This is a genomic window from Aeromonas sp. S15(2024) (assembly GCF_041402265.1).
Classification (GTDB): domain Bacteria; phylum Pseudomonadota; class Gammaproteobacteria; order Enterobacterales; family Aeromonadaceae; genus Aeromonas; species Aeromonas dhakensis.
Window position 1 is genome coordinate 862,348 of the sequence record NZ_JBGLQY010000001.1, and the last position, 12,686, is coordinate 875,033.

The 12,686-nt window shown below is 59.0% G+C and carries 12 protein-coding genes and 1 pseudogene; 7 read left to right on the top strand and 6 right to left on the bottom strand.

Features of this window, described 5'->3' with window-relative positions; all coding sequences use genetic code 11:
• Positions 1 to 33: 33 nt before the first annotated feature.
• From flaB to ACB033_RS04050, 6 genes are read left to right on the top strand one after another with little or no spacing between them, the layout of a single operon-like run.
• The gene (flaB, locus tag ACB033_RS04025) at positions 34 to 939 is read left to right on the top strand and encodes a flagellin B (RefSeq protein ID WP_005299664.1); all 906 of its coding nucleotides are present in this window, start codon (positions 34 to 36) and stop codon (positions 937 to 939) included.
• Positions 940 to 977: 38 nt separating this feature from the next.
• Positions 978 to 1,421 carry a flagellar protein FlaG gene (locus ACB033_RS04030; protein ID WP_017786670.1) on the top strand — a complete coding sequence of 148 codons (444 nt, stop codon included), beginning with the start codon at positions 978 to 980 and terminating at the stop codon, positions 1,419 to 1,421.
• 27 nt (positions 1,422 to 1,448) lie between these two features.
• Complete coding sequence (fliD, locus tag ACB033_RS04035) at positions 1,449 to 2,858, top strand: flagellar filament capping protein FliD (protein WP_124250012.1); 1,410 nt, start codon at positions 1,449 to 1,451, stop codon at positions 2,856 to 2,858.
• Between the two features lie 25 nt (positions 2,859 to 2,883).
• Positions 2,884 to 3,306, top strand: a complete 423-nt coding sequence (gene fliS / locus ACB033_RS04040) for a flagellar export chaperone FliS (protein WP_010634331.1) — start codon at positions 2,884 to 2,886, stop codon at positions 3,304 to 3,306.
• The gene (locus tag ACB033_RS04045) at positions 3,303 to 3,602 is read left to right on the top strand and encodes a hypothetical protein (protein ID WP_010634330.1); all 300 of its coding nucleotides are present in this window, start codon (positions 3,303 to 3,305) and stop codon (positions 3,600 to 3,602) included. Before fliS ends, ACB033_RS04045 begins: the two co-directional genes overlap by 4 nt.
• A 7-nt stretch (positions 3,603 to 3,609) precedes the next feature.
• Entirely contained in the window at positions 3,610 to 5,697 is a 2,088-nt protein-coding gene (locus ACB033_RS04050) for a 6-hydroxymethylpterin diphosphokinase MptE-like protein (RefSeq protein ID WP_162519899.1), read from the top strand.
• A gap of 100 nt (positions 5,698 to 5,797) precedes the next feature.
• Here ACB033_RS04050 and ACB033_RS04055 read toward each other — a convergent pair whose 3' ends face one another.
• The 5 genes from ACB033_RS04055 to ACB033_RS04075 form a co-directional block, all read right to left on the bottom strand.
• Complete coding sequence (locus ACB033_RS04055) at positions 5,798 to 6,607, bottom strand: cobalamin-binding protein (RefSeq protein ID WP_139725618.1); 810 nt, start codon at positions 6,605 to 6,607, stop codon at positions 5,798 to 5,800.
• Complete coding sequence (locus tag ACB033_RS04060) at positions 6,600 to 7,550, bottom strand: cobalamin biosynthesis protein (RefSeq protein ID WP_162519898.1); 951 nt, start codon at positions 7,548 to 7,550, stop codon at positions 6,600 to 6,602. Before ACB033_RS04060 ends, ACB033_RS04055 begins: the two co-directional genes overlap by 8 nt.
• Positions 7,547 to 8,239 (bottom strand): 5'-methylthioadenosine/S-adenosylhomocysteine nucleosidase, encoded by a 693-nt coding sequence (gene mtnN / locus ACB033_RS04065; protein WP_017765936.1) that lies wholly within the window; start codon positions 8,237 to 8,239, stop codon positions 7,547 to 7,549. Before mtnN ends, ACB033_RS04060 begins: the two co-directional genes overlap by 4 nt.
• 107 nt (positions 8,240 to 8,346) lie before the next feature.
• Positions 8,347 to 9,105 carry an ABC transporter substrate-binding protein gene (locus ACB033_RS04070; protein ID WP_139725617.1) on the bottom strand — a complete coding sequence of 253 codons (759 nt, stop codon included), beginning with the start codon at positions 9,103 to 9,105 and terminating at the stop codon, positions 8,347 to 8,349.
• A 94-nt stretch (positions 9,106 to 9,199) separates the two neighbouring features.
• Positions 9,200 to 10,132 (bottom strand): ZIP family metal transporter, encoded by a 933-nt coding sequence (locus ACB033_RS04075; protein ID WP_026139236.1) that lies wholly within the window; start codon positions 10,130 to 10,132, stop codon positions 9,200 to 9,202.
• A 377-nt stretch (positions 10,133 to 10,509) separates the two neighbouring features.
• Here ACB033_RS04075 and ACB033_RS04080 point away from each other — a divergent pair, with 377 nt between their 5' ends.
• A complete protein-coding gene (locus ACB033_RS04080) occupies positions 10,510 to 12,141 on the top strand; it encodes a methyl-accepting chemotaxis protein (protein WP_162519897.1) in 1,632 nt (543 codons plus the stop codon).
• A gap of 314 nt (positions 12,142 to 12,455) precedes the next feature.
• On the opposite strand, the pseudogene ACB033_RS04085 reads toward ACB033_RS04080, so the two are convergent.
• A pseudogene (locus ACB033_RS04085) lies at positions 12,456 to 12,686 on the bottom strand (IS1595 family transposase); the annotation flags it as partial.

Consider the following 12,686-nt stretch of genomic DNA (forward strand, 5'->3'; position numbering starts at 1 on the left):
CCCGCAGTCGCATGTTCTTCGGGAGAATATTTTATGGCCATGTACATCAACACGAATACTTCATCACTGAACGCCCAGCGTAACCTGATGAACACCAACAAGTCCCTGGATACGTCCTATACCAGACTGGCTTCTGGTCTGCGTATCAACACCGCCAAGGACGATGCTGCCGGTTTGCAGATCTCCAACCGTTTGACCTCCCAGATCAACGGCTTGGACCAAGGTAACCGCAACGCCAACGACGGTATTTCCGTCGCGCAAACGGCTGAAGGGGCCATGGATGAAGTGACCAGCATGCTGCAACGCATGCGCACGCTGGCACAGCAATCCGCCAACGGCTCCAACAACACCGATGACCGTACTGCATTGCAGCAAGAATTTGACCAGCTGACCACCGAGATCAACCGGATCTCCAACGACACCACCTTTGGTGGGCAAAAACTGCTGGATGGGAACTACAAGGGTTCATTCCAGGTAGGGGCTGACGCCGGTCAGACCATCACCTTCAAGATGACCTCCGCGTTCACCATCAGCGGGATTGCTGCGTCAACCAAGGGCAGCGCGACCGTTGCGACCAGCGCCACTGGCGAGCCTTACAAAGTGACGAAGGGTACGTCAGCGGTGACTTCTACCAGCGTCAGCAGCATCAAGGCAGCAAGTTCGGCTCAGCTGGCCATGGCCAACCTTGACTTCATGATCAAGGCGGTTGACAGCAAGCGGGCGGAGCTGGGTGCGGTACAGAACCGGTTTGATTCCACTATCCGCAACCAGTCCAACGTCTCTGAAAACCTGAGCGCCGCACGTTCTCGTATCCGTGACGCAGACTTTGCGACCGAGACAGCCAACCTGACCAAGCAGAACATTCTGCAACAGGCAGCGTCCAGCATCCTGGCGCAAGCCAACCAAAGACCGCAATCTGCTCTGTCCCTGCTGGGCTAACAGAACAGCAGTGATGAGCTAGGAAAAGGAGCGACGATATGGCCAATGAAATTGGGATCCCGTCATCGGTCACTCCTTCTTCTCTTCAGTCAAGTAGCAAGAGCGGCCAATCGGCCGCTCAAGTGCTATCTGGCACGACGGAAGAGCAGCGGGTGACGGCACAACAGGATGTGAAAAAACAGCAGGATGCTCTGGCTGGTGATAAAACCGCCAAACAGGACGTATCCAATGCCGATATTGAAAATGAGGTGCAAAACTTGCAAGAGTTCAGCAAGTTGCAAGGCTGGACTGTCAATTTCAGTGTTGAGAAGGATCTGGATCAGGTGGTCATCAAGGTGGTGGACGCCGAGACCAAGTCAATGATCCGGCAGATACCGAGCGAGGAGCTGCTGGCCATCAGCAAGCGGATCAAGGATCTGCGTGAGGGCGATGTATCCGGCGGCGGTTCGCGGGTCGGGTTGCTGCTCGATAACGAGATCTGATACGAAAAAATTAAGAGGAGAGAGAGTATGCCCACCATTACGTCTGCCGGTGCCGGCTCCGGACTCGATTTGGAGTCAGTGATTGCTGCCAGTGTCGATGCCAAAAAGGCACAACTGATGCAGCCCATCACCACCAAGAAGACCAACACTCAAATCACTCTCTCCGGTGTGGGGCAGCTGAAGTCTGCCATCGCCTCGTTCGTGACTACTCTGCAGGCCATGGCGAAGGATGATGCGTTCAACAAGCGCTCCATCAACATTACCCAGGACAAGGACAAACCCGTGCTCAAGGTAGAGAGCAAGGCGGGGGCTTCCAACGGTCAATATGACATCAGCGTCGAACAATTGGCGAAGTCCAGTAAATTTGACGGCACCTTCGACTCGTCGACGACCCCCCTCATCACTCAGGACGGGAAACTGACGTTCAAGGCTGGCGACAAGACCTTCGATGTGGATGTCAAGGCGGGGGACTCGCTGCAGTCCATTCGCAAACGGATCAACAATGACGCCGACAACTTCGGTTTGAGCGTCAACATCATGAATACCTCAGATGGCAAATCCAAGCTGATGATCGACTCAGGGGTCAGCGGTGACGGCAAGGATCTGCAGATCACCGGCAGCACTACAGAGTTGACCGACAACCTGGTGTCCAAGTTGACCAAGAGCCAGAGCGCTCAGGATGCCAAGATCAAGGTAGATGGCAACACCCTGACCAGTGCGACCAATACCTTCGATGGCACCATAGTCGGGCTCAAACTGACCGTGCTCAGAGAGTCGGATAGCACGACCACCACCGATACCAATGGCATTCCGGTCAAGACCTACAGCTCGAACAAGGTCGATGTGACCACCGACAAGGCCGGCATCAAGGACATGGTCAAGAGCTTTGTCGACGGTTACAACGCGCTGGTGAAGAAGAGCAATGATCTTGGCAAGCGCAACTCGATCGTGGCAGGGAAGAGCCAGAATGATGGCGGTGCATTGGCAGGTGATGCGACGACGCGTGCCGTGGTCAACATGATGAACGGCCTCATCACCGAACCCTCCAAAAAATCGTCTACCTATTCAACGATTTTCCAGATGGGTATCAAGATGGACAACAAGGGGGTATTGTCCATCGACGATACCAAGTTCAGCGAGGCCATCGACAAGAACTTTGATCAGGTGGTTGCGGTGTTTGGCGGCAAGGATGGGGTCGCAGGCAAGCTGGCCAGCCAGCTGGAAACCTACTCCAAGACCGGCGGCCTGCTGGCCAAGCGGGAAGATTCGCTCAATTCCGATCTGCGCGAAGTAAGCCGCAAGGAGTCGGATGTTACCGCCCAGCTGACCAAGTATCAGGAGACCTTGCGGGCCCGTTATGGCAGCCTGGACAGCATGCTGGCCAAGATGAACAAGTCGGCCTCTTATCTGAATCTGCTCAATACCAAAACGAATTAATACGTAGTCAGGAGCCGTGCCTCTTATGTATCGGAAAAATATCAAGGCTTACACCACCCAGAATCTGCAGTCCGAGCTGGCGGTGGCGGATCCCTACCGGGTGATCCAGCTGTTGATGCAGGGTTGCCTCGAGCGTCTTGCCCAAGCCCGTGGTGCCATCGAACGTCGTGATTTCGAAGCCAAGTCCCAGTCCATCTCCAAAACCATGGCCATTATCAACGGCTTGCAGGACTCGCTGGACCTCTCCTATGGCAAGGTGCCGGAAGATCTGTTTGCGCTCTACGACTACATGAAGGTGCGCATGATGGATGCCAGTCGTGATATGGACATGGCCGCCATCGACGAGGTGATGAACCTGATGCTGACAGTCAAGAGTGGCTGGGATGCGATTCCGGTCGAAGAGCGCGACAAGGCCATTGCCCAGCAAAAAGCAGGTCGTGCGGAATGAATGATGCCAAGCTGTCCGGCTTGATGAACCACGGCAGCCGTTTGCGGTTGCTGTTGGAGCAAAATGAGCTGGCGGCAGCGGAAGTGCAAATGGAGCACTATCTCGCTGCCCTGAACGAGGTTTTCGAGCATATCCCAGCTGACAGTCATCTTAATGCAGAGCAGCAGCAAGCCCTGTCTCAGTTTCACATGATCCATGCGCTGATAACGAATGCGAGACACCTGGCAGAGGATGAATTGCGCCAATTTTCCAAGGCTGGTCGCGTGGCGGGCCTTTACAAGATGAATGCGGGTTGAGTACCGAATGGATTTTAACAAGAACATCAAAGATGCCGAGCATGAGCTCTCCCGTCTAGCCAGGCAGAAAGAGCAGGAAGCCGCCATGCTGGAGGTGCTGCCCGTTCGCCATGAACTCAATATGGCTGCCTTTGAAAAATATATGCCCGGAATACATGCATTTTTCAAAGAGTATCAGCCGGTCAGACCCTTCCGCTTTTTCTGCAACGAGAACGGCGTTCCAAATGTTCTTTGGCTGGACGATGACGTCTCCCTCTATGGCGATGATCCCTTTGCCGAAGCACAGGCCCAGATTGCCGAGGTGATCGAACATAGCGTATTGCAATGTATCGACTTCGTGCCTCAGTGGTATCTGGAAGGGCAAATTCATATCGCCTACAACAATGCCATCTCCGAGCTCAAGGAGAACGTGTCGCTGGAAGGCTTGCCGCTTCGCAAGGCGCTGGATGCCGACATTCCCTTGTCCTTCATGTACGGGATCGGACTGGGTTATCAGCTGGGCTACTTGTATGAGCGGTGCCGGGTTCGGAATCTGTTTGCCTTCGAGCCCGACCTCGATATGTTCTACGCCTCGCTCTATTGCTTCGATTGGCACAAGTTGCTCGAATACATGGAGCAGGAGTCGCTGAGTCTGCACCTGTTCATCGGAGTCGATGAACAGGTGCTGGTTGCCGACATGATGGAGGCGCTGCATCGCAAAGGGGCATTCTGGTCGGCGAGCTATTTCTCGTTTTGTCACTACCACTCACCCAAGCTGCATGCCTTGATCGACAAGGCAGAGGGTGAGTTGTATCTGCTCAAGACGGGCTGGGGCTTTTTCGATGACAATATTTATGCGCTGGCCCACAGTCACACCCATCTGCAGGATGGCACGCCTTTCCTGAAGCGAGAGCGGGATACCTCGCTGGTCGAGCAGGTGCCGGTATTCGTGGTCGGTAACGGACCGTCGCTGGATCAGAGCATCGAATTCATCCGGCAGCATCAACGGCAAGCCATCATCATTGCCTGCGGCACGGCCGTCAGTGCGCTGCACAAGGCGGGTATCAAACCGGACATCTACGTGGCGGTGGAGCGCACCAAGAGCTCGGCGGATTTCCTGCGCATCCTCAATGCGGATGATTTCCTCAAGGATGCGGTCTTCCTCAGCGTTGACGTGATCCACCCCGAGTGCAAGACCTTCTTCCGCAAGACGGGTCTGAGCTTCAAGCCCAACGAGCCCATGTTTGCCATGCTGGTCAGCCGGTTTGGTCAGGCTTTCGAGTATGAGTCCATTGAATTCTCCAACCCCTTCGTTGGCAACACCGGCCTCAATTATGCGGCGTTGCTCGGGTTCAAACAGGTATACCTGTTCGGAATAGACAATGGCTACAAGTACGCAGACAAGCATCACTCCACTCTGAGTCTCTATTACAACGAGAAGAGAGAAGCCAAGTACAACGAGAATCTGAAAGGTACTTTCCCGGCACCGGGCAATTTGGGCGGGGAAGTGCGGATCAATCATCTGTTTGGCCTGGCAATCCATAACATGACGCGCGTGCTGACAAGCCATCCGGATATGCGCTGTCTGAATTGCAGTGATGGGGCCTACATTGAAGGCGCCATCCCTCAAGGGGTCGACGCCTTGCACATCAGCAGCCCGGAGCTGGACAAGATCGCCTTGCTCGATGAGCTGCTGGCGCGCTGTTTCCAGCCGTTCGACATGACCAGCGTGGATTTTACTGCCGCGCTCAATGTGACGCTGTTTGACGATCTGCTGGAGAAGTTGCGTACCGACTGGCGGACGGTCAAATACGAACACAATGACATACTGGCCATGATGCAGCGTCACCACGACTATCTGCTCTATTTGCTGATGAGCCGTGATTGCCATCTCTACCGTGTCTTGATCGGCTCGATGAACTATTTCTACGCCAACATCATCGGCTTGATGATGACCCTGATTGACGCAGCGCCTGACAAGTTCGAAGCCAAGGTGAAAGAGGCCGAGGCGATACTCGAGCGGTTCTTCGACGATGCAAAGCCGATTTATGCCGATGCCTTCCAGCGACACGATTCCGTCTACTTCGTCGGACTGGATATCTTCAAGCAGAAGTAACGGCTATACCTCATCACATGTTTGCTGCATAAAAAAACACCGGCCTACGCCGGTGTTTTTTTATTGTACGAGTGATGAGCTGCGGGCTTTACAGGCGCGGTTACTGTACGTCTGCGATGGCCCGGCATATCTGCTCCACCGCATTGAGCGCTCTTGGGGTGAAACGGTGCAGCTCATCCGAGTTGATGAGTTGCAGACGCTGATGGCGAACGGCATCCACCATGGGCCACTGTTGCCAGTGGCGCAGGGCGTCAGCGTCTTGACTCCCTGCCAGGATCAGTGCCGGATTGGCCTTGATCACCTGCTCCAGGCTGACCTGGGGATAGGGAGTGGGGGCATCCGCCATCAGGTTATCCCCGCCACACAACTCGATGGCCTGGGCGGGCCAGGCGTTGCCGCTGACGCTGGTGAGCGGTGGATACCAGAGCTGGTAGAACACCTTGATATGCTTGGGTTTGCCGTAGCGCTGGCCAAGGGTGGTCAGGCGGGCGAGATAGGCATCGGCCTCGGCATTGGCGGTTTTTTCCACCCCCAATGTTTTTCCCAAGGCCCGCATCTCGGTGGCGAGGGAGGCAAAGTCGGTCGGTTCTGAATAGAACACCGGGATCCCCAACTGCTCGATGGGGGCCAGCATGCGGGATTGGGCGGAGCGCCAGGCGACGATCAGGTCGGGGTTCTGGGCCAGCAGGGCCTCCAGATTGATGCTGCGATAGTTGGCCACCTGGGGCAGGCGCTTGACCTCGGGCGGATAATCGGAGGCATCGTCGGTGGCCACGATGCGATCCCCTGCACCGATGGCAAACAGCAGTTCGGTCAGGTGGGGGGTGAGGCTGACGATGCGTGTCGGCGGGCCGGCCAGCAGGGCTGGCGACATGCACAACAGGCAGAGCAGGGTGAGCCATCTAGCCATGCAGGTGCTCCAGCACAGTGAGCAGCAATGCCAGCGTCAGCCAGCTCCAACCGGCTTGTTGCAGGCGGTTTAGCAGGCGCAGGGGCGTACCGACATCCGGCTCGGCGGCGGCGTCAAACACGGGAAAACGGATCAAGCTGCCCTGATAGTAACGGGGGCCACCGAGCTTGCAGCCCAGCGAGCCGGACAGCAGCGCCAGCAGTATTCCCATGGCGGGGTAGGGCCAGAGCATGGCTGTACGCAATCGGCTGGCCAGCTTGCGCAGCTGGGTCAGGCACAAGGGCAGCGCCAGCAACAAGATGGCAGGGGTACACAGGGCCTGGTAGAGCACGGCGGCGGCCCGGCCAAAGTGGGCAAAGGCTGGCAGTTTCGGGCTCCAGCCCTGATTCATCAACTGGGCGAGGCGCCACAGCAGGGCGCCTTGCACACCTGCCAGGGCGAACCCCAGTAGCGGGCCGGCCCATTGTCCTATCAGGCGCAGGGCGCAGCTTTCGCTGACCGCCTTGGCAAGCCCCATCAGGGAGAGTTTACCGGTGTCGCGTCTGAGCCAGGGGGCGGCCTGCAGCCGGGCCACCACCAGAGTATCCTGGTCTGTCAGCGCGCGAGTGGCACGGGCCAGCTCCCGCAGCGGACGCGATTCCAGCATCAACAGCAGAAACAGCAGATCGAACAGCGGCTCCGAGAGCGAGAGATTGCGCACCGCCCAGAGTCCGGCGGCGCACGGCAGCCAGACAATCAGCATGGCCAGCAGACCGGCCTGCAGTTGCTGACCGGGGGCGCCATCGGGGCGACACACCTTGTGACCCAGCCGAGTCAGCAGGGGCACGACGGCGGAGAGCCGATAGTGGGCCGGCCAGGGCACGATGGCCTCCAGCAGCGCGGCCCCGAGCAAAATGGCCGCCGGAGTGGCGGCCATCTGTTCCAGTGTGATGAGTGTGATCACAGCTTGCCGAGCATCTTGATGATCACTTCGGCAGAGTGCTTGCCGGCCACCTCGATGAAGGCATCGAAGGATTCAACCTGTTCCTTGCCGGCGATGTCGGACATGGCACGCACCACCAGATAGGGCACCTTGAACATGTGGCACACCTGACCGATAGCCGCCCCTTCCATCTCGACCGCCAGCATCTGCGGGAAGTCGGCGCGAGCCTTGGCGATGGCGTCCGGCTTGCACATGAACTGATCGCCGGTGCAGATGAGGCCAACCTTGGTCTGATGCTTGCCCTGTTCGGCAATGCAAGCCTGGGCGACGGCGATGAGTTGCTCGTCGCAGGGGAAGGCGGCAGGCTGCTGCGCCATCTGGCCCATCTCGTAGCCAAAGGCGGTCACGTCGACATCGTGGAAGCGCATCTCGCTGGCGATCACCACGTCACCTATGTGCAGGTCCTGGGCAAAGCCGCCGGCAGAGCCGGTGTTGATGACGCAGTCGGGGGCGAATTTTTCCAGCAGCAGGCTGGTGGCGACGCTGGCGGCGACTTTACCGATGCCGGAGCGGGTCAGGATCACCTCCTTGCCTGCCAGGGTGCCCTGATAGAACTCGCAGCCGCCCAGTTGCAGGGTGGTCGGGTTGCTCATCTGGCTGCGCAGCAGGGCCACTTCCTGTTCCATGGCGCCGATAATACCTACTTTCATCACTCACCTCGTCTTGATGGCCATGCGGCCGAATAAGTTGTTGTGGATCATAACAAAAGTTGGCGATGGCGCCGAGCATTCCGATGCTGGCGGGTGGGAAGGTCCACTCAAGGATAGCGCTCGGCCAATCTGGCCAGCTCGCCGCGGTCCGCCAACCGTTGCAGGGTGCTGGTAAACAGGGCCAGGCGGGCAGGGGCGGTGCGCTGGTAAAACAGGATGTAGAAGGGGATGGTCTCCATGGCGGTGGGGAGGATGCGGATCTGGTCGCTCAGGTGATGGCGCTGCAGATCGGCTTCGATACCGGGTGAGCGGTAGTAGACGAAGCGTCCGCGCTTCATCAGCAGCTTGTCGTAGTTGGCGGCGCTGCTGCTCCCGCCGCTGTCGATGATGAGCCCCTGTATAGCCTGCAGCCGTTCGATGGCGCCACTGCCGTGATTGACGAGGATTATCCCCGCATTACCCAGCGCCCTGACGTCGTCCCAGTGGTGGATCTCGACCGGGTCGTCGCTGCGCACCGCCAGGTGGTAGCGTACGGTGAAGATGGGGGGCTGCAGATAGAGGAAGTGGTTGCGGCGGACCGGGTTGTCGCCCACGCCGCAGAGGAAGTCGAGCTGGCCGAAGCGCACCCGTTTTTCCAGCCGCTTGAGGGGGATAAAGTGCTGATCCCCCTCGATGCGCAGGGCAGGCTCCTGTTGCTCCATCAATCGAAACAGTTCGACGCAGAGCCCCCCGATGCGGCCATCCGCCATCTGGGTGTATTTGGGAGCGGACTCGGGCTGCGCCGCCGTGCGATAGATTTCGGTGGCGTTGACGGCCCGGTGAGTGACTGCCAGCAGACAACCCAGCACCATCACCCGGAATATCATGTCATGCTGGCCCTCGATGTGTGGGAAAATGCGACGTTGCCTGCGGATGTCGCGGCGCTAGTGCTGAAACATTACGCCATATATCAGAACCTTATCAACCAAGTGCCGTATCCAGGGTCATCATCAGCGCAAACCCGGCCATCAGGCCCAGGGTGGCGTGGGTCTGGTGGCCGTTGCGGTGCGTTTCGGGGATCACCTCGTGGGAGACCACGAACAGCATGGCGCCGGCGGCCAGCCCGAGGCCGATGGGATAGGCAATGGCCATCCCGCTGGAGAGACCGACGCCGAGCAGGGCGCCGAGCGGCTCAAGCAGGCCGCTGCCGATGGCAACCAGCACGGCCATGCCGGGGCGAAAACCGGCGGCGCACATGGCGAGCGCCACCGCCAGCCCTTCCGGAATGTCCTGCAACGCGATGGCGGTGGTGAGCGGCAGGCCCACCGACATGTCACCCTGCGAGAAGCTCACCCCGATGGCCATTCCCTCCGGCAGGTTGTGCAGGGCGATGGCAAACACGAACAGCCAGACCCGGGAGCAGCTCTCGTGACCGGGGCCGCAGGGGCCGGTCTTGTCGTGTTCATGGGGGGTGAATTGATCGAGCCCCAGCATCAGGAGTACCCCGAGGGTCATGCCGACTACCACCACGGCGGCGGCGAGAAAGCCGTTGCCGGTGATCCCCTCTGCCGCCTCGAGCCCCGGCAGCAGCAGGGAGAAGGCGCTGGCTGCCAGCATCATGCCGGCGGCAAAGCCCAGCATGCTGTCTTCTACCCGTTGCGGAACCGAGCGCAGAAAAAGGGCAGGCAGGGCGCCAAGCGCGGTGGCGGCAAAGCCGGCCAGGCCACCGATAAGGCCATAGCGAACGCCGGGGCTGATGTCGCCGGCGGCCAGCATCACCAGGCTTTGCAGCAGCAACAGCATGACGGCCGCCAAAGCAACGAACAGGCCGATTGCGATCACCGGGCGTGCCCGCAGCTGCTCGCGCAGCTGGGCTGACCAAGAGGAAAGGGGCAGGGCTGACGCGTTATCCATGAAGATCACCTCTTTTGCTTGACGGCAGGAATGGCGCGGCGCCATCCGGGGACTCTTGCATTACAGCGAGCCGGGCCTCACTTGTCCATGCCGGGACATCGATTGCATTCATCAGCTAACTATTTGAAATGATTTGGTCGTCTTGAATAATTTGTGACGAAGATCTGGTTGTATGGAAAAACAACTTGCTTTGTTGCGGCGAAAGCTGGTGAAGGAGTAGGCAGGTTTGTGGTAAAGTGCCGCCCTCGCGAAACCCACCCTTCCCTTGGTCTTTCGCAACGTCCCATCTCCCGTCAGGAAAGCCCGGGTTACCAGTTCATACGGATGTGATCGCCACTGTGCACCTGCTTGTCAGCAGTCGAGGATCACCAGCCACCATGTTTTACAAAAATCTGTCTATCGGCAAAAAGATTGCCGTGGTCTTTGCGGTCATTGCCGCCGTCAACGTGATATTCGGTATTTTTCTCTCCAGCGAACTGCGCGGCGTGCGCGATCGCGTGTTGAATTTTACCGATTCCACCCTGCCGAGCGTACTCTCGGTCGAGAACCTGCTCTACGACGTATCCTACGTGCGCCGCGCCCAGTTTGCCCTGCTGATGGTGGATGACGCCACCGATCTGCAGGCGCGTCGCGGCCGCATCCAGGCCAACGTCCAGAAAGTCGAGCAGGCCTTCCGGGGCTATGAGGCCACGGTCGGTGCCGCCCATGAGCGTCAGGTGTTCAACGGCGCCAAGCAGGCGTGGCAACGCTACCTGAACTCGGTCAATCTGGTGGATCAACTGCTGGCACAGAGCCAGCTGGAGCAGGCCAAGGTGCAGCTGTTCCAGTCCAACCCCATTTATGGCGAGCTGGAACAGGCGGTCAATGGCCTGGTGGAAGTGAACCTCGGCTTCGTCAAAGAGAACCGCGGCAGCCTGCTTGACAGTGTCAACATGGTGACCAGTTTTGCCATGGTGAGCATCGGTAGCCTGCTGCTGTTCATGGTGGCCATGACCTGGTTCCTGACCCGCCAGATCTGCCTGCCGCTGCAGGCCGTGGTTGCCCAGGCCAACGCCATCGCCGCCGGCGATCTGACTCATCAGCTGGATCGCCAGCACATCGGTCGTGACGAGCTGGGCATGCTGGCCAAGGCGTCTCTCAAGATGCAGGACAACCTGCGCGGTCTGATTGAAGAGGTTGTGGCGGCCGTGACCCAGCTGGGCGCCGCCATCGAAGAGGTGAGCGCGGTCTCCGAGCAGTCGGCACAGGGGATCCAGAGCCAGCAGCAGGAGATCTCGCTGGTTGCCACCGCCATGGCCCAGATGAAGGCCACCGTGGCCGATGTGGCAGGCAACACCGAGACGGCGTCTGAATCGGCCAGCTCCGCCAATGCCCTGGCACGCCGCGGCAATCAGGATGTGCAGAGCTCGCTGATGGCCATCACCCGGGTTGCCGAGGAGATCGAGCAGGCCGGTACCCTGGTCACCGAACTGGAGCGCGAATCCGCCCAGATCAACGTGGTGGTGGACGTGATCCGCGGCATCGCCGATCAGACCAACCTGCTGGCACTCAACGCCGCCATCGAGGCGGCCCGTGCCGGTGAGCAGGGCCGCGGCTTTGCAGTGGTTGCCGACGAGGTACGTACCCTGGCGGGTCGCACCCAGGCTTCTACCGGCGAGATCGTTGCCATCATCGAAACCCTGCAGGCACGTGCCAACCAGGCCAAAGAGGTGACCGGCCAGAGCTGCGAGATGATCCGCCAGTGCGTGGAGCAGAGCGAGCAGACCAGCGACGGCATCCAGCAAATCGAGGAGGCGGTCGCCCAGATTGCCGACATGGCCATTCAGATCGCCAGTGCCTGCGGCGAGCAGGACGCGGTCTCCGATGAGCTGGGTCGCAACGTGGAGCGGATCAACGAATCCTCCAACGAGGTTGCCGTTGGGGCCGATCACACCGCCCGTGCCTGCCTGGAACTGAGCCAGCTGGCCGCCGGCCTGCGTCAGACCATAGGCCGCTTCCGCCTGGCGTAATAGCGGTATCGGCACCAGATTGGGTGCCGTGTCATGGCCTGTTGCTGCAGGCAAACAGTCAACCCGGCTTCGGCCGGGTTGACTGTTTTTGTTGGTCCATCATTTCAAGGCATGAGCACAGTGATGGGTCACGACTCTTGGCCTGCGGTTGGTATCGAGCATTGACGTCGCACAAGGCGGCAGTGATGCTCACGATCTCGCCAGTCGGGACAGCGCTGGCCATGAGGGGCAGAGGAGCGATGGCCTGGCAACGCTGGCAGGGATTTACTTGTCAGCCTAGTGGGCTGATGGCCATGAAAGGGCCATAAAAAAGGCTATGTCCCAATTACGTGTTGTATGGGGTGCCCTAGCGCCTCATGCAAACACATCTTGGTATTTACCTCCCTGCCGTAACGTTCCAGCATCCTGCGCCAGCCCAGATAATTCCTCAGGTAATGGGTCGCCACGCCATGGAATCGCTCCATCCACCCCTTCAACCGCCGGTGATATCCGTTCACATGCTGGATGTGGTATGCCCCAATGACTCGCTCACCTCGACGGTTGTG

Bases quoted from the DNA above. Each gene is read 5' to 3' on its own strand.
- fliS (WP_010634331.1), top strand. From the start codon at position 2,884: ATGTATCGGAAAAATATCAAGGCTTACACCACCCAGAATCTGCAGTCC.
- ACB033_RS04030 (WP_017786670.1), top strand. From the start codon at position 978: ATGGCCAATGAAATTGGGATCCCGTCATCGGTCACTCCTTCTTCTCTT.
- ACB033_RS04075 (WP_026139236.1), bottom strand. From the start codon at position 10,132: ATGGATAACGCGTCAGCCCTGCCCCTTTCCTCTTGGTCAGCCCAGCTG.
- ACB033_RS04080 (WP_162519897.1), top strand. From the start codon at position 10,510: ATGTTTTACAAAAATCTGTCTATCGGCAAAAAGATTGCCGTGGTCTTT.
- ACB033_RS04070 (WP_139725617.1), bottom strand. From the start codon at position 9,105: ATGATATTCCGGGTGATGGTGCTGGGTTGTCTGCTGGCAGTCACTCAC.
- flaB (WP_005299664.1), top strand. From the start codon at position 34: ATGGCCATGTACATCAACACGAATACTTCATCACTGAACGCCCAGCGT.
- mtnN (WP_017765936.1), bottom strand. From the start codon at position 8,239: ATGAAAGTAGGTATTATCGGCGCCATGGAACAGGAAGTGGCCCTGCTG.
- ACB033_RS04045 (WP_010634330.1), top strand. From the start codon at position 3,303: ATGAATGATGCCAAGCTGTCCGGCTTGATGAACCACGGCAGCCGTTTG.
- fliD (WP_124250012.1), top strand. From the start codon at position 1,449: ATGCCCACCATTACGTCTGCCGGTGCCGGCTCCGGACTCGATTTGGAG.
- ACB033_RS04050 (WP_162519899.1), top strand. From the start codon at position 3,610: ATGGATTTTAACAAGAACATCAAAGATGCCGAGCATGAGCTCTCCCGT.
- ACB033_RS04055 (WP_139725618.1), bottom strand. From the start codon at position 6,607: ATGGCTAGATGGCTCACCCTGCTCTGCCTGTTGTGCATGTCGCCAGCC.